At 70.1% G+C, this 14,303-nt stretch carries 17 protein-coding genes; 9 read left to right on the plus strand and 8 right to left on the minus strand.

Annotation, left to right across the window (positions count from 1 at the left end):
- Positions 1-19 precede the first annotated feature (19 nt).
- The 3 genes from ACZ7P3_RS22970 to ACZ7P3_RS22980 all read right to left on the minus strand — a co-directional run bounded on the left by ACZ7P3_RS22970 (position 20) and on the right by ACZ7P3_RS22980 (position 1,826).
- Positions 20-772 carry a VOC family protein gene (locus ACZ7P3_RS22970; protein WP_472084477.1) on the minus strand — a complete coding sequence of 251 codons (753 nt, stop codon included), beginning with the start codon at positions 770-772 and terminating at the stop codon, positions 20-22.
- 44 nt (positions 773-816) lie between these two features.
- Complete coding sequence (locus ACZ7P3_RS22975; RefSeq protein ID WP_472084479.1) at positions 817-1,233, minus strand: VOC family protein; 417 nt, start codon at positions 1,231-1,233, stop codon at positions 817-819.
- A 194-nt stretch (positions 1,234-1,427) separates the two neighbouring features.
- Complete coding sequence (locus ACZ7P3_RS22980) at positions 1,428-1,826, minus strand: helix-turn-helix transcriptional regulator (RefSeq protein ID WP_472084481.1); 399 nt, start codon at positions 1,824-1,826, stop codon at positions 1,428-1,430.
- 338 nt (positions 1,827-2,164) lie between these two features.
- Between ACZ7P3_RS22980 and ACZ7P3_RS22985 the strand changes: the two genes are divergently transcribed.
- Genes ACZ7P3_RS22985 through ppk2 form a run of 3 tightly spaced genes read left to right on the plus strand, consistent with a single transcriptional unit; the run spans position 2,165 to position 4,502 of the window.
- Entirely contained in the window at positions 2,165-3,319 is a 1,155-nt protein-coding gene (locus tag ACZ7P3_RS22985; RefSeq protein WP_472084483.1) for an inorganic phosphate transporter, read from the plus strand.
- 17 nt (positions 3,320-3,336) lie between these two features.
- Positions 3,337-3,570: a hypothetical protein gene (locus ACZ7P3_RS22990; protein ID WP_472084485.1), complete on the plus strand. Its 234-nt coding sequence runs from the start codon at positions 3,337-3,339 to the stop codon at positions 3,568-3,570.
- Between the two features lie 41 nt (positions 3,571-3,611).
- Positions 3,612-4,502 (plus strand): polyphosphate kinase 2, encoded by an 891-nt coding sequence (ppk2, locus tag ACZ7P3_RS22995; protein ID WP_472084487.1) that lies wholly within the window; start codon positions 3,612-3,614, stop codon positions 4,500-4,502.
- Between the two features lie 166 nt (positions 4,503-4,668).
- On the opposite strand, the gene sodN is transcribed toward ppk2, so the two are convergent.
- Positions 4,669-5,064: a superoxide dismutase, Ni gene (sodN, locus tag ACZ7P3_RS23000; RefSeq protein WP_019075224.1), complete on the minus strand. Its 396-nt coding sequence runs from the start codon at positions 5,062-5,064 to the stop codon at positions 4,669-4,671.
- Positions 5,065-5,209: 145 nt separating this feature from the next.
- On the opposite strand from sodN, the gene sodX reads away from it, so the two are divergent.
- Positions 5,210-5,641, plus strand: a complete 432-nt coding sequence (gene sodX / locus ACZ7P3_RS23005) for a nickel-type superoxide dismutase maturation protease (protein ID WP_472084608.1) — start codon at positions 5,210-5,212, stop codon at positions 5,639-5,641.
- On the opposite strand, the gene ACZ7P3_RS23010 is transcribed toward sodX, so the two are convergent.
- Positions 5,548-6,174: a CGNR zinc finger domain-containing protein gene (locus ACZ7P3_RS23010; RefSeq protein ID WP_472084489.1), complete on the minus strand. Its 627-nt coding sequence runs from the start codon at positions 6,172-6,174 to the stop codon at positions 5,548-5,550. The genes sodX and ACZ7P3_RS23010 overlap by 94 nt on opposite strands.
- 100 nt (positions 6,175-6,274) lie before the next feature.
- Between ACZ7P3_RS23010 and ACZ7P3_RS23015 the strand changes: the two genes are divergently transcribed.
- Positions 6,275-7,033, plus strand: coding sequence for a class I SAM-dependent methyltransferase (locus ACZ7P3_RS23015; protein ID WP_472084491.1), 759 nt, complete (start codon positions 6,275-6,277; stop codon positions 7,031-7,033).
- A 414-nt stretch (positions 7,034-7,447) separates the two neighbouring features.
- Here the strand turns inward: ACZ7P3_RS23015 and ACZ7P3_RS23020 are convergent, their stop codons facing one another.
- The 3 genes from ACZ7P3_RS23020 to ACZ7P3_RS23030 are packed head-to-tail and all read right to left on the minus strand — an operon-like array spanning position 7,448 to position 10,185.
- Complete coding sequence (locus ACZ7P3_RS23020; RefSeq protein WP_472084493.1) at positions 7,448-8,254, minus strand: amino acid ABC transporter ATP-binding protein; 807 nt, start codon at positions 8,252-8,254, stop codon at positions 7,448-7,450.
- Positions 8,251-9,189, minus strand: a complete 939-nt coding sequence (locus ACZ7P3_RS23025) for an amino acid ABC transporter permease (RefSeq protein WP_472084495.1) — start codon at positions 9,187-9,189, stop codon at positions 8,251-8,253. Before ACZ7P3_RS23025 ends, ACZ7P3_RS23020 begins: the two co-directional genes overlap by 4 nt.
- Positions 9,190-9,225: 36 nt before the next feature.
- Positions 9,226-10,185, minus strand: a complete 960-nt coding sequence (locus ACZ7P3_RS23030; protein WP_472084497.1) for an ABC transporter substrate-binding protein — start codon at positions 10,183-10,185, stop codon at positions 9,226-9,228.
- Between the two features lie 621 nt (positions 10,186-10,806).
- Between ACZ7P3_RS23030 and ACZ7P3_RS23035 the strand changes: the two genes are divergently transcribed.
- From ACZ7P3_RS23035 to ACZ7P3_RS23050, 4 genes are all read left to right on the plus strand, one after another.
- Complete coding sequence (locus tag ACZ7P3_RS23035) at positions 10,807-12,030, plus strand: NAD(P)-dependent malic enzyme (RefSeq protein ID WP_472084499.1); 1,224 nt, start codon at positions 10,807-10,809, stop codon at positions 12,028-12,030.
- 402 nt (positions 12,031-12,432) lie between these two features.
- A complete protein-coding gene (locus ACZ7P3_RS23040) occupies positions 12,433-13,398 on the plus strand; it encodes a zinc-binding dehydrogenase (protein ID WP_472084501.1) in 966 nt (321 codons plus the stop codon).
- 119 nt (positions 13,399-13,517) lie between these two features.
- Positions 13,518-13,727 (plus strand): helix-turn-helix domain-containing protein, encoded by a 210-nt coding sequence (locus ACZ7P3_RS23045; protein WP_067002878.1) that lies wholly within the window; start codon positions 13,518-13,520, stop codon positions 13,725-13,727.
- Entirely contained in the window at positions 13,727-14,290 is a 564-nt protein-coding gene (locus tag ACZ7P3_RS23050) for a Clp protease N-terminal domain-containing protein (RefSeq protein ID WP_472084503.1), read from the plus strand. The genes ACZ7P3_RS23045 and ACZ7P3_RS23050 overlap by 1 nt, the downstream gene beginning before the upstream one ends.
- Positions 14,291-14,303 lie beyond the last annotated feature (13 nt).

Here is a 14,303-nt window from a genome sequence, read left to right on the forward strand (position 1 = left end):
GGCGCCGGCGCGTACCCGACTACGACGCGGCGACCGCCGCGGGCAGTGCGCCGGTCCCGGGGTCCCGGCCGGTCAGGCAGTACGTGCCGCCGGCCGGGTCGCGCAGCACCGCCCAGTGCGGGCCCTGGTGCACGTGGACGGCGCCCAGGCGCTCGTGCCGGGCGCGGGTCGCCCCGAAGTCCTCGCAGGCGAGGTCCGGATGGGCGGAGGCCGGGCGTTCGTCACCGAGCCGCTGGAGCAGGATCCGCACGGGCAGACCCGCGGGCGGCCTGAGCACCCGGAACTCCGGCAACGAACCGTGCAGCAGGTCCCAGCCGGTCAGCGCGGCCCAGAAGGCGGTCTCGGCGTCGTACCCGGAGGGCGGGATGTCCAGGCACACCTGGTCCAGGCGGCTGCCCTCGGCCACCGGCGGCCGTACCGTCTCGCCGTGCCACGGCACGGCGCAGAACAGCAGCCCGGCGGGCGAGCGCAGGACCGCCCAGTCCCCATGGTCCGCCACCAGCTCCGCGCCGAGTTCCCGGGCCGCCCGGGCCAGGACCGCCGGGTCGTCGGTGCAGAGGTCGAGGTGTGCGCCGCCCGCGCCCTCGGCGACCCCCTGGAGCTTCACGCACGCGTCGGCCCCGTCGGGCAGCAGGGTCATGAACTCGCCCTGCTCACCACGCGGTTCGGACGGCCGGGTGCCGGTGACGGCCGTCCAGAAGGCGCGGGCCGCGGCGAGCCGGGCGGCGGGGCGGTCGATGAAGGCGTAGGTCCAGCGGATGGTGTTGTCCATGGCGGGGATCGTAGGCAGCCGTTTCCGCTGCGCCGGAGGGTTTTTCAGTCCGCGGGGCGCTGCAGGAACCGCAGCATGTTCCCCGCCGGGTCCCGGAAGGCGCAGTCGCGCACGCCGTACGGCTGGTCCGTCGGCTCCTGCAGCACATCGCCGCCGGCCTCCCGGACCCGCTCGTAGAGGGCGTCGCAGTCGGCGGTGGTGAAGATGACACCGCGCAGCAGCCCCTTGGCGAGCAGCTCGGCGATCGCCTGCTTGTCGGCCGGGGAGATGTCCGGGCTCGCGCCGGGCGGCTCCAGCACGACCTCCACGTCCGGCTGGAGCGGAGAGCCCACGGTGACCCAGCGCATCCCCTCGAAGCCCACGTCGTTGCGGACCTCCATGCCGAGGACGTCGCAGTAGAAGTGCAGTGCCTTGTCGTGGTCGTCCACGGCGATGAAGCAGGTCTTGAGTTTCAGGTCCATGGCTTCACGCTAGGCGCAGCCGGACCGCCGTGCGCGGAAGCACCCGGATCCCTTCGGCCGGGGTGCGACCCGGTATGGGGTGCGACTCGGTACTAGGGGCGACTCGGCACGGGGTGCGACTCGATACGGGGGGCGACTCGGCACGGGGTGCGAATTGGCACGGAGTGCGGTGGCGGTCGTGGACGGCCGGCGGCTCAGTACGGCCGGCGGCGCGGGCGGGTGAACGTACGGGCGACGCAGGACGGGATCACCGCGCTCTCCTCATGGGAGCCGGCCCGGTAGGCGCTCGGGGTCTGGCCGACCAGCTCGGTGAAGCGGGAGCTGAAGGAGCCCAGGGAGGTACAGCCGACGGCGAAGCAGACCTCGGTCACGGTGAGGTCCCCGCGGCGCAGCAGCGCCTTGGCCCGCTCGACCCGGCGCGTCATCAGATAGCTGTACGGCGTCTCCCCGTACGCCTTGCGGAAGCTGCGCTGGAAGTGGCCCGGTGACATGTGGGCGCCGCGGGCCAGCTCGGTCATGTCCAGCGGCTCGGCGTACTCGCGGTCCATCCGGTCGCGCACCCGCCGCAGCCGCACCAGGTCCTCCAGGGTCATTGCCTCAGCTTGGCACAGGGGCTCGCGCACAGGCAGGCCACGGATGTCTGCGCACGGTCGGGCCGCAGGGTGCGTGCGGCAGGCGGGCCACCGGACGCCGTCGTGCGGGGTGGACGGCGTCGCGGGGCCGGCTGGTGGACGGCGTCACGGGGCCGGCCGGTGGATGCCGTCGCGGGGCCGGCCGGTGGATGCTGTCACAGCGCCGGCCGGTGGACGCCTTCGCCCCGGCCCGCACTCGAACCGTTTCGCACAGGACCGCACAACAGAGTTCCCCGGCTTCGACACGCCCTTCGCCTCCAGTTAGCCCGGCATTGGCCTGTACTTGCTTTCCTCGGGGAATGGACCACATCACGTTCCTCGTGGCGGTCGTCATCGTCACGGCGCTGGCCTTCGACTTCACCAATGGGTTCCATGACACGGCGAACGCGATGGCGACGTCCATCGCGACCGGTGCGCTGAAACCGCGGACGGCCGTTCTGGTGAGCGGCGTCCTGAACATCGTGGGTGCCTTCCTGTCCACCGAGGTCGCCAAGACGATCTCCGGCGGAATCGTGGACGACACGCTCGTCAGTCCGGCGATGATCTTCGCCGGACTGGTCGGGGCGATCCTGTGGAACCTCGTGACCTGGCTCGCCGGGCTGCCCTCCAGCTCGTCGCACGCCCTGTTCGGCGGGCTCATCGGGGCCGTCTGGGTCGGCGCGGGGTCCGACGGCGTGCACTTCGACAAGGTTGTCGAGAAGATTCTGATCCCCGCGGTGGCCTCGCCGGTGGTGGCGGGCGTCGCGGCGCTGATCGCCACCTACCTCGCCTACAGACTCACCGAGCGGGCCCGCAAGGAGTCGGTGACCAAGGGCTTCCGGATCGGCCAGATCGCCTCGGCCTCGCTGGTCTCGCTGGCGCACGGCACCAACGACGCTCAGAAGACGATGGGCGTCATCACCCTCACCCTGATCTCGGCCGGCGCCCTCGGGCACGACGCCGGGCCGCCGGTCTGGGTGATCGGTTCCGCGGGTGTCGCCATCGGTCTCGGCACCTACCTGGGCGGCTGGCGGATCATCCGCACGATGGGCAAGGGGCTCACCGAGATCCAGTCCCCGCAGGGCTTCGCCGCCGAGACGGCCTCGACCACCGTGATCCTCACCTCCGCCCACCTCGGTTTCGCCCTGTCCACCACCCAGGTCGCCTCGGGCAGCATCCTCGGCGCAGGTCTGGGCCGCCGCCTGGCGGAGGTCCGCTGGGGCGTCGCGGGCCGCATGGTGGCCGCCTGGCTGATCACCCTGCCCGCGGCCGCGCTGGTCGGCGGGCTCGCCGCGAGCGTGGTCAAGCACGGCGGCAACGCCGGTACGGCGGTGATCGCCCTGGTCGCCCTCGCGCTCGCGGCGGTCATCGTCCTCGCCTCGCGCCGCAACCCGGTGAGCGCCGACAACGTCAACGACCACCACGAGGTCACCGTCCGCACCACCGCGCCGGCCGGCGTCGACACGGCCGCCTGAGCCAAGGAGACCCCTCCATGCATCTCGACTGGACCGCACTGGGCCAGGTCACCGCGGTGAGCATCGGCGTCACCGTCGCCGTGGTCGTCGTCTTCGCGCTCGGTGTCCTCGGCCTGGCCCGGAACGACGACTCCCGCGAACACCCGGACGGCGCCGGCACCTTGGGCCTCGCCCAGGCGGGGCTGTGCTTCCTGGCGTGCGCCGCCGTAGTGGCGTACGGGATCTATCTGATCGTGCCGCAGTTCCACTGAGGCGGGCGAAGGCGGACAAGAGGCAGGCGAAGGCGGACAAGATGACACCTCTGATGACGGAGGGTCTGCGGGTCGACTACACCGACCACGACGACCCCGTGCTGATCCGGCCCGACGGCACTCCGGTGGACACCTGGCGGGAGAACTACCCGTACGACCGGCGCATGGAACGCAAGGAGTACGAGTGGCACAAGCGGCTCCAGCAGATCGAACTGCTGAAGCTGCAGAGCTGGATCAAGGAGACCGGCCGCCGGCTCGTCATCGTCTTCGAGGGACGGGACGCGGCCGGCAAGGGCGGCACCATCAAGCGGTTCACCGAGCACCTGAACCCGCGCGGGGCACGCGTGGTGGCGCTGGAGAAGCCGACCGAGCGGGAGCGGGGGCAGTGGTACCTCCAGCGGTACGTCGAACACCTGCCGACCGCGGGCGAGATCGTGCTCCTCGACCGCTCCTGGTACAACCGCGCCGGTGTGGAACGGGTGATGGGCTTCTGCACCGACGACGAGTACCGGCGCTTCATGCGTCAGGCCCCGCTGTTCGAGCGGATGCTCGTGGACGACGGCATCGACCTGGTCAAGTTCTGGTTCTCGGTGTCCCGGGGCGAGCAGCGCACCCGCTTCACGATCCGTCAGGTCGACCCGGTACGGCAGTGGAAGCTCAGCCCGATGGACCTGGCCTCCCTGGACCGCTGGGACGACTACACCGCGGCGAAGGTCGCCATGTTCCGTGAGACGGACACCGAGCACGCCCCGTGGACCGTGGTCAAGAGCAACGACAAGAAGCGGGCCCGGGTCGAGGCGATGCGCAGCGTGCTGGCGCGCTTCGCGTACGCCGACAAGGACGAGGAGGTGGTCGGCACACCCGACCCCCGCATCGTGGGCGCGGCGGCAGGCCTCCTGGAGGCCGGCGAGGACGACCGCGACCAGCCCTAAGCCCTAGGGACAGTCCACTCCGGGCCGCGACAGAAAACCGCACCCGGCCTCCGGAAACGCCGCACCCGGCCCCTCATGGACGCCGTGCTAGGCGGCCTGGGGACCGGGTGCGGACAGGGAGACGCTGCAAGTAAGGGAATTGCAGGTCAGAGGGCCTGATCCAGGATCAGGCCTTCTTGGTCTCCCAGAAGATCTTGTCGATCTGGGCGATGTAGTCCAGCGCCTTCTGGCCCGTGGCCGGGTCGGTGGACGCCTTGGCGGCCGAGAGGGCCTTCAGGGTGTCGTTGACCAGCTGGTGCAGCTCCGGGTACTTCTCGAAGTGCGGGGGCTTGAAGTAGTCGCTCCAGAGCACGGAGACGTGGTGCTTGGCCAGCTCCGCGCGCTGCTCCTTGATGACCGTGGCACGCGCCTGGAAGTGCGGGTCGTCGTTGGCGGCCATCTTGTCCTGGACGGCCTTCACCGACTCCGCCTCGATGCGGGCCTGGGCCGGGTCGTACACGCCGCAGGGCAGGTCGCAGTGCGCGCTGACCTTGACCTTGGGGGCAAACAGGCGGGAAAGCATGGAGCATTCCTTCCTCGTGATCGTCTTCTCAGGTGGGACATTACTCCCTGAGAGACGGGTTTTCTCGAGTGCCCCCTAGGGCTTAGGACAAAAGTCCAGGGTCAGACTGAGACTGGTGGAGGAACGGACCGGGGAGGTGCCGGGGATGCCGGAGCTGTCGCAGGAGACCGAGCGGGGGAGGGCGGGGGCGCTCTTCGGGCTGGCCGAGGTGACGGGCCCGTCCATGGTGCCGACGCTGCAGCACGGGGACCGGCTGCTGGTGCAGTACGGGACCACGGTCAGGCCGGGGGACATCGTCGTCCTGCGCCATCCCTTCCAGCAGGACCTGCTGGTCGTCAAGCGCGCCGTGGAGCGGCGCGAGGGCGGCTGGTGGGTGCTCGGGGACAATCCGTACGCGGGCGGGGACAGCACCGACTACGGGATCGTCCCCGAGGAGCTGATCCTCGGCAGGGCGCGGTTCCGGTACCGGCCGCCCAGGAGCGGTCAGCGCTCGCCGGTGGCGCTGGCGCGCTGGATCTTCTCGGCCGCCAGGCCGCTGCTGCCCCGGTCGGCCTCCAGGCGCTTGCGGGCCCGGTAGGCGGCCACGTTGGCGCGGGTCGCGCAGCGGTCCGAGCAGTAGCGCCGGGAGCGGTTCGTGGACGTGTCGAGGTAGGCGTTGCGGCACGGGGCGGCCTGGCACAGGCCCAGGCGGTCGACGCCGTACTCGGTCAGGTGGAAGGCCAGGCCCATGGCCGCGATCGCCGCGTAGCCGGCGGTGGCGTTGGACGGGTGGTCGGCCAGGTGCATGTGCCACAGCGGGCGGCCGTCGTCGTCGCGGTGGTCGTGCCCGGAGATCTGGGGGCTGACCGGGAACTCCAGGAGGAGTGAGTTCAGGAGGTCCACGGCGAGTGTTTCGTCGCCCTGGTCCGCCGCCTCGAACACCGAGCGCAGCCTGCCCCGTATCGAACGGAAGCGCGTGACGTCCGAGTCGGTGGCGCGGCGGGCCGCGGACGAGTTGGCGCCGAAGAGGTCGCGGATGGCCTCGACCGAGGTCAGCGAGTCCTTGCCCCGGGCCGGGTCCTCGCTGTTGACGAGACGTACGGCGTAATCCGAGTAATAGGCCAGTTCCACTTGTAGTCCTTACGGAGGCACTCTATGGTCATGTCTGCGGTCGGGTAACAGCCGGTCGTCCCTAAAGGGTATTACGTGTGGGTGAGGAGACGGGGATTCCATGACCACCAGTACCGGAACCGACTGGGCCGCCTGGCAGCAGAGCTGGGACCGTCAGCAGGAGTGGTACATGCCGGACCGCGAGGAGCGGTTCCGGATCATGCTCGACATGGTCGAGGCGCTCGTGGGCACGAGCCCGCGCGTGCTCGACCTCGCCTGTGGCACCGGCACCATCACCGCCCGGCTGCTGGCGCGGTTCCCCGGGGCCACCAGCACCGGGGTCGACCTCGACCCGGCCCTGCTCGCCATCGCGCGCGGCACCTTCGAGGGCGACGACCGCGTCTCCTTCGTCAGCGCCGACCTCAAGGACCCCGAGTGGCCGGCGGAACTGCCGTACGACTCCTACGACGCGGTCCTGACCGCCACCGCCCTGCACTGGCTGCACAGCGAACCCCTCGCGGCCCTCTACGGTCGGGTCGCGGAGCTGGTCCGCGACGGTGGTCTCTTCATGAACGCGGACCACATGATCGACGAGAGCACGCCCCGGATCAACGCGGCGGAGCGCGCCCTGCGGCACGCCCGCATGGATCAGGCCAAGCGCGGCGGCGCTCTCGACTGGGCCGAGTGGTGGCAGGTCGCGGCCGGGGACCCCGTCCTCGCCGAGCCCACCGCCCGCCGCTTCGAGATCTACGGCGAGCACGCCGACGGGGACATGCCGTCCGCGGCATGGCACGCGCGGGTGCTGCGGGAGAAGGGATTCGGGGAGGCGCGGCCGGTGTGGTGCTCGCCCTCGGACACGCTGCTCCTCGCCCTCAAGTAGCCCCCGGGACACACGCAGCCCCCAGGACGCACGTAACCCCCGGGACACACGTAACCCCCGGGACACACGTAACCCCCGGGACACACGTAACCCCCGGGACACACGTGGCCCCCAGGGCACACGCAGCCCCGGGCGCAAGGCGCAGAGGCGGTACGAGAAATTCGTACCGCCTCTGCCGCGTGCTGGAGGGCGGCAGCGTCCTCGCCGTCCGTGACTGGACGGGGCTCCTGGGCACGGGGTCGCAGGGGCCGGTGCTGAAGACGTTTCCGCCGACCCGGACGCAGGTGCGCGAACCGGCACCGAAGCCGCAGCTGCTGCCGTAGGCCGGGCGGCCGAAGACGGCGGATGCCGCCCACTCCGGGAGGGAAGGGCGGCATCCGCCGTCCGGTGATCGTTCAGAGCACCCTGGACAGGTCAGAGGACCTTGGACAGGAACGACTGCGTCCGCTCGTGCTGCGGGTTGGTCAGGACGTCACGCGGATGTCCGGATTCGACCACCACACCGCCGTCCATGAACACCAGGCTGTCGCCCACCTCACGGGCGAAGCCCATCTCGTGGGTGACCACGACCATCGTCATGCCGGACTCGGCGAGGTCGCGCATGACGTCCAGGACGTCACCGACCAGCTCCGGGTCGAGGGCCGAGGTCGGCTCGTCGAACAGCATCAGCTTCGGGTCCATGGCAAGGGCCCGGGCGATCGCCACGCGCTGCTGCTGGCCGCCGGAGAGCTGGGAGGGGTAGTTCCCGGCCTTGTCCGCGAGGCCCACCCGCTCCAGGAGCTGCATCGCCCGCTCCCTGGCCTGGGTCCTGCCGGCGCCCTTGACCTGGACCGGCGCCTCCATGACGTTCTCGACGGCGGTCATGTGCGGGAACAGGTTGAAGCGCTGGAAGACCATGCCGATGTCCCGGCGCTTCATCGCGACCTCGCGGTCGCGCAGCTCGTAGAGCTTGTCGCCGTGCTGCCGGTAGCCGACCAGCTCGCCGTCGACGTACAGGCGGCCGGCGTTGATCTTCTCCAGGTGGTTGATGCACCGCAGGAACGTGCTCTTGCCCGAACCGGAAGGCCCGATGAGGCAGAACACCTCGCCCGGCCTGACCTCCAGGTCGATGCCCTGGAGGACCTGGACGGGACCGAAGGACTTGTGGACGCCCTCGGCCTTCACCATCAGGGCGGAGGCCGGCTTCGGCGCGGAGTCCGTCTTGCTCAGTTTGTCGGTCATGCGCCCACTGCTCCCCTCGGGCGGCCCAGCGACAGCAGGTTGGTCCTGACCTTCTGCCACGGGGTAGGCGGCAGCTGGCGGCTGGAGCCGCGGGCGTAGTACCGCTCGATGTAGTACTGGCCCACGCTCAGCACGGAGGTCATGATCAGGTACCAGGCCGCGGCGAGGAAGTACATCTCCACCGGGGCGCCGGAGTTCTGGCCGATGTCCTGGGCGTAGCGGAACAGCTCGGGATACTGGACGGCCGCCACGAGCGAGGTCGTCTTCAGCATGTTGATCACTTCGTTGCCCGTCGGCGGCACGATCACGCGCATCGCCTGCGGGATGATGATCCGGCGCAGCGTCCTGCTGTGGCTCATGCCCAGCGCATGGGCCGCCTCGGTCTGGCCCTCGTCCACCGCGAGCAGGCCCGCCCGGCAGATCTCCGCCATGTACGCGGCCTCGTTCAGACCCAGGCCGAGCAGCGCCGTCAGCAGCGGCGTCATGAAGTTCGACCAGTAGTCCTTGTAGAACGGCATCAGGTTGATGTACTCGAAGACCAGGCCCAGGTTGAACCACAGGAACAGCTGGACCAGGACCGGTGTGCCGCGGAAGAACCAGATGTAGAACCAGGCGATCGACGAGGTCACCGGGTTCTTCGACAGCCGCATCACCGCGAGGACGATGCCGCCGACGATGCCGATCAGCATCGACAGGACCGTCAGCAGGAGGGTCTTGCCGACACCGGTCAGGATCCGGTCGTCGAAGAAGTAGTCCGGTACCGCGTGCCAGTTGATCCTGCCCTGGCTGAACGCGTAGATGATCGCGACGAGCAGCGCGATGGCGATGACGGCGGTGACGTAGCGCCCGTAGTGCCGGACCGGGATGGCTCTGATGGCCTCCGGGCCGGCCGGGGGAGTGTTCCGCTCCCCGGCCGTCTTGTCGATGTCAGTCACGGGTGTTGCCTCTCGGTGGCCGCTGGGTTCCGCGGGTCACTTGCCGCCGTTGACGGCGGACTCCTTGACGGCGCCGTCCTGGGCGCCCCACTTCTCGAGGATCTTCTGGTACTCGCCGTTCTTGATGATCGCGTTCATCGCGGCCTGGAGCGCGTCCCGCAGCTGGGTCTGGTTCTTGGCCACGGCGATGCCGTACGGGGCCGCCTCGACCTGGTCGCCGACGACCTGGAAGTCCTTACCGCCGCCGGAGGTCTTCACCGCGTACGCGGCGACCGGGAAGTCGGAGGAGGCCGCGTCCACGCCGCCCGAACGCAGACGGGTCTGGGACTGCTGGTCGTCGTCGAAGGGCTCGATGGTGAGCTTCTTGCCGCCCGGACACTTCTTGGCCTCCTGCTTGGCCAGGTCCTCCGAGACGGTGCCGCGCTCGACGGCGATCTTCTTGCCGCACAGGTCCGACCAGCCGTTGATGCCCTGGGTGTCGCCCTTGCGGGTGTAGATCGAGACACCGGCGGTCAGGTAGTCGACGAAGTCGACGCCCTCGCCGACCTTCTTGCCGGTGTCCGGGTCGACACCCTCCTGGCGGTTCTTGTTGTCCGTCATCGCCGACATCGCGATGTCGTAGCGGCCCGAGCGCAGACCGGTGAGCAGGCCGTCGAAGGTGCCGTTCTCGAACTCCAGCTGCACACCGAGCTGCTTGCCCATGGCCGCGGCGAGGTCGGGGTCGAGGCCGACGACCTTGCCGGAGGAGTCCTTGAACTCCACCGGGGCGTACGCGATGTCCGAACCGACCTTGATCTTCCCCTTGTCCCGGAATTCCTTCGGGAGCTTGTCGGCCAGGGGGGCGTTCACACTGGACGCGCTGCCGGATTCCTTGTTCTTGTCCTTGGTCTGGTCACCGCAGCCGGTGAGCAGCAGGGCGCCAGCGACCGCGATGGCACCGACCGCAGCTATCCGGGAGTGCGCGGCGCTCGTACGACGGGTGGAGCTTGCGGTCATCGTGGTTCCTCCGGCGGATGGGAAGACGTGCCGATGGGTCGACGGAAACACACACCTTCGGGTGTCGCGACCTCGTGGGTTTACGGCATCTTGCCATTCGGGTCACGCCATTCAGGGGCGTCGCTATGTCAAAATCGGATAACGGGTCACCCCCGAACCGCGTCAGGTCCCGCCAGCACGGGACCACAGGGCCGCACCATCTGCGGAAAACCATCATTCAGGCCGGAAAATCTTCGGGCCATCTCACGATGTGGTCCATCGTTGCGGTCCATCGTCGCGCGCGCTGGAAGACCGTCCGCCGTCGCCGTCGCCGTCGCCGTCGCGTCACGGCCGCGTTGCGCCCGGGACGCACCCGTGTTGCGCTCATGTCAGCCGTGCGTCATCCACGTGTGGCTTTCTGGTCCTGAGATGTGACCTTGCACCTAATGGACTCGTCGTGAGCGCCGTCCGTCCGGTAAGAAGGTTCTTTACACCCCTCATCCGGGGCTCAGGGCGCGTGTGCGGCGCGCCCGTCGCGTATGTGCTCGTACGTATCAGCAATCGGGCCGTGCGCGGTGCCCGCCCACCCCTCACCAGGAGTGGTCGACCCTCAAACCATGCATACCTAAGGGGTAAAACAAAGTGGCAGCGGAGATCGTCAATCCTCGCAGCGACAGCACCACGAATCAGGACGGCGGGGCCGAGCCCCTCGATTCCTTCGATCCGGTGTTCGCGCTGCACCGCGGCGGCAAGATGGCTGTGCAGGCCACCGTGCCGGTCCGGGACAAGGACGACCTTTCCCTCGCGTACACGCCCGGCGTCGCGCGCGTGTGCACCGCGATCGCGGAGCAGCCGGAGCTGGTCAACGACTACACATGGAAGTCCTCGGTGGTCGCCGTCGTGACCGACGGGACGGCCGTGCTCGGACTCGGGGACATCGGTCCCCAGGCCTCCCTCCCCGTGATGGAGGGCAAGGCGATCCTGTTCAAGCAGTTCGGCGGCGTCGACGCGGTGCCGATCGCGCTCGACTGCACGGACGTCGACGACATCGTCGAGACCGTGGTCCGGCTCGCTCCCTCCTTCGGCGGAGTGAACCTGGAGGACATCTCGGCACCCCGGTGCTTCGAGATCGAGCGCCGGCTGCAGGAGCGCCTCGACATCCCGGTCTTCCACGACGACCAGCACGGTACGGCCGTCGTGACCCTCGCGGCGCTGCGGAACGCGGCGCGGCTGAGCGGACGCGAGATCGGGCAGCTGCGGGTCGTCATCTCGGGCGCCGGCGCGGCCGGTGTCGCCATCGCCAAGATGCTGGTCGAGGCCGGCATCGGAGACGTCGCGGTCGCGGACCGCAAGGGCGTCGTCTCGGCGGACCGGGAGGACCTGACGCCGGTCAAGCGCGAGCTGGCCTCCTTCACCAACAAGGCCGGCATCGCCGGCCCGCTGGAGAAGGCCCTCGCCGGCGCCGACGTCTTCATCGGCGTCTCCGGCGGTACGGTCCCGGAGGAGGCCGTCGCCTCCATGGCGGAGGGTGCCTTCGTCTTCGCGATGGCCAACCCGAACCCGGAGGTGCACCCGGAGGTGGCGCACAAGTACGCGGCGGTCGTCGCGACCGGGCGCTCGGACTTCCCCAACCAGATCAACAACGTGCTGGCCTTCCCCGGGATCTTCGCGGGCGCGCTGCAGGTGCGGGCCTCGCGGATCACGGAGGGGATGAAGATCGCTGCCGCGGAGGCGCTGGCCTCGGTCGTCGGGGACGATCTTGCCGCCGATTACGTCATTCCCTCGCCGTTCGACGAGCGGGTTGCTCCCGCGGTGACCGCCGCGGTTGCGGCGGCCGCCCGTGCGGAGGGCGTCGCCCGTCGCTGACGGCGCGTCGTATGGCCCCGTCCGTCCGGGCGGGGCCATTTCTTTACCCGCTCGCCCGCCCGTTCGGGTGCCGCGAAGCCACCGCCCGGGGCCCATCGATGTCCGGCTGCGCCGCGGTACGCACCGCCGGGTTGCGCGCGCACGGTTGTGCCGCGTGCGTAGCGCTGCGCTGTCCGCCTTCCGTTGTGGCGCGCGCAGTGCTGTGCTGTCCGCTTGCGGGTGCGCCGTGTGTGCCGCTGTGCTGTCTGCTTGCGGGTGCGCCGTGTGCGTGCCGCTGTGCTGTCCGCCTTCCGGCGTGCCGTGTGCGTACCGCTGCGCTGCACGGGTGCCACTGCGCAAGAGGGCATGTGTCACAGGCGCCCGTGGTTCCTTCGGCGGGGCCGGGAACCTATCGTCGAGCCCATGTTCGCTGTCTACGCTGCCCGGATCGACCGCGACCAGCCGCTCTCCGGCCTTGAGTTGGGGGAGCGTCCGGCTCCCGGGGCCCGGCCCGGCTGGAGTACCGTCACCGTGCGGGCCGCCTCCCTCAACCATCACGACCTCTGGTCCCTGCGGGGCGTCGGACTGCCGGAGGACCGGCTGCCGATGATCCTCGGCTGCGACGCCGCAGGGATCGACGAGGACGGCAACGAGGTCGTCCTGCACTCCGTCATCGGCCAGAGCGGTCACGGCGTCGGCCCGAAGGAGCCCCGCTCCATCCTGACCGAGCGCTACCAGGGCACCTTCGCCGAGCAGGTAGCCGTGCCGACCTGGAACATCCTGCCCAAGCCGAAGGAGCTGTCCTTCGCGGAGGCCGCCTGTCTGCCGACCGCGTGGCTGACGGCGTACCGGATGCTGTTCACCAATGCCGGGGTACGGCCCGGCGACTCGGTCCTGGTGCAGGGCGCCGGTGGCGGTGTCGCCACGGCCGCGATCGTGCTGGGCAAGGCGGCCGGCCTGCGGGTCTTCGCCACCAGCCGGGACGAGGCGAAGCGGAAGCGGGCCCTGGAGCTCGGCGCGGTCGAGGCGGTGGAGCCCGGGGACCGGCTGCCGCAGCGCGTTGATGCCGTCATCGAGACCGTGGGCGCCGCCACCTGGTCGCATTCGGTGAAGTCCCTGCGGCCCGGCGGCACGATCGTCATCTCCGGCGCCACCAGCGGCGACCGTCCCTCGCATGCCGAGCTGACCCGGATCTTCTTCCTGGAGCTGAAGGTCGTCGGCTCCACCATGGGCACCAAGGACGAGCTGGAGGACCTGCTCTCCTTCTGCGCCGCCACCGGTGTACGGCCCGTCATCGACGAGGTGCTGCCCCTGGACCGGGCCCGTGAGGGCTTCGAACGGCTCGCGTCCGGCGAGCAGTTCGGGAAGATCGTGCTCACCACCTCCTGACGCTGCGACGCCCCTTCGGGGGCACGGCCGGGCGGGTCCGGATGCCGGGCCCGCCTTTTCCGCACCCCTGCTGTCAACGGAGGTTGACAAGGCCTCGGATGTCAATCTAGGTTGACAGTATGACCGAGGCAACGGATCTCGCCCAGCGTGCCGGCGACCGAGACCCACGGGTCGGGCTGCGGGCCGTGGCCGCACTCCGCAGGCTGCTGGAGCAGTTGGAGGCGGTACAGGTGCGCAGTGCGCGCAATCAGGGCTGGTCGTGGCAGGAGATCGCCGCGGAACTGGGCGTCAGCAGGCAGGCCGTGCACAAGAAGTACGGGAGGCAGTGATGTTCGAACGCTTCACCAAGGACGCGCGCGACGTCGTACAGGGCGCTGTCGAACACGGGGAACGTGAGGGGGTGCAGTCCGTCGGTGCCGAGCATCTGCTGCTCGCCCTCCTCGACCGCGAGGCGAGCCGGGCCTCCTTCGCGCTGGCCGCCCTCGGGCTCGCGGAGCGCAAGGCGTCCGTGCGGGAGGCGCTGGGCGAGGCGCGGCGACGGGGAGGCCTGACCCGGGCCGAGGCGGACGCCCTCGCCGGGCTCGGGATCGACGTCTCGGAGGTCGTTTCCCGGGTCGAGGAGGTGCACGGTGCCGGGGCGATGACCGGCGACCGCCGGGACCAAGGCCGGCGGTCGGGGCGCCGCTCCTTCAGCCGGGGCGCCAAGGAGGTCCTGCAGGGGGCGCTGCGCACCGCCGTGGACCGCCGTGACCGGCACATCGGCGACGAACACATCCTGCTGTCCCTGACTGTGCGCTCCGGAGTGCCCGCGGAGGTGCTCGCCGACCACGGGGTGACCTACGCGTCCCTGCGGCGCGTGCTGTACGGCGAGGGTGCGGCCCAGGCCGGGTGACGGGGGCGATTCG

The sequence above is a fragment of the Streptomyces sp. NPDC107581 genome, assembly GCF_055657175.1.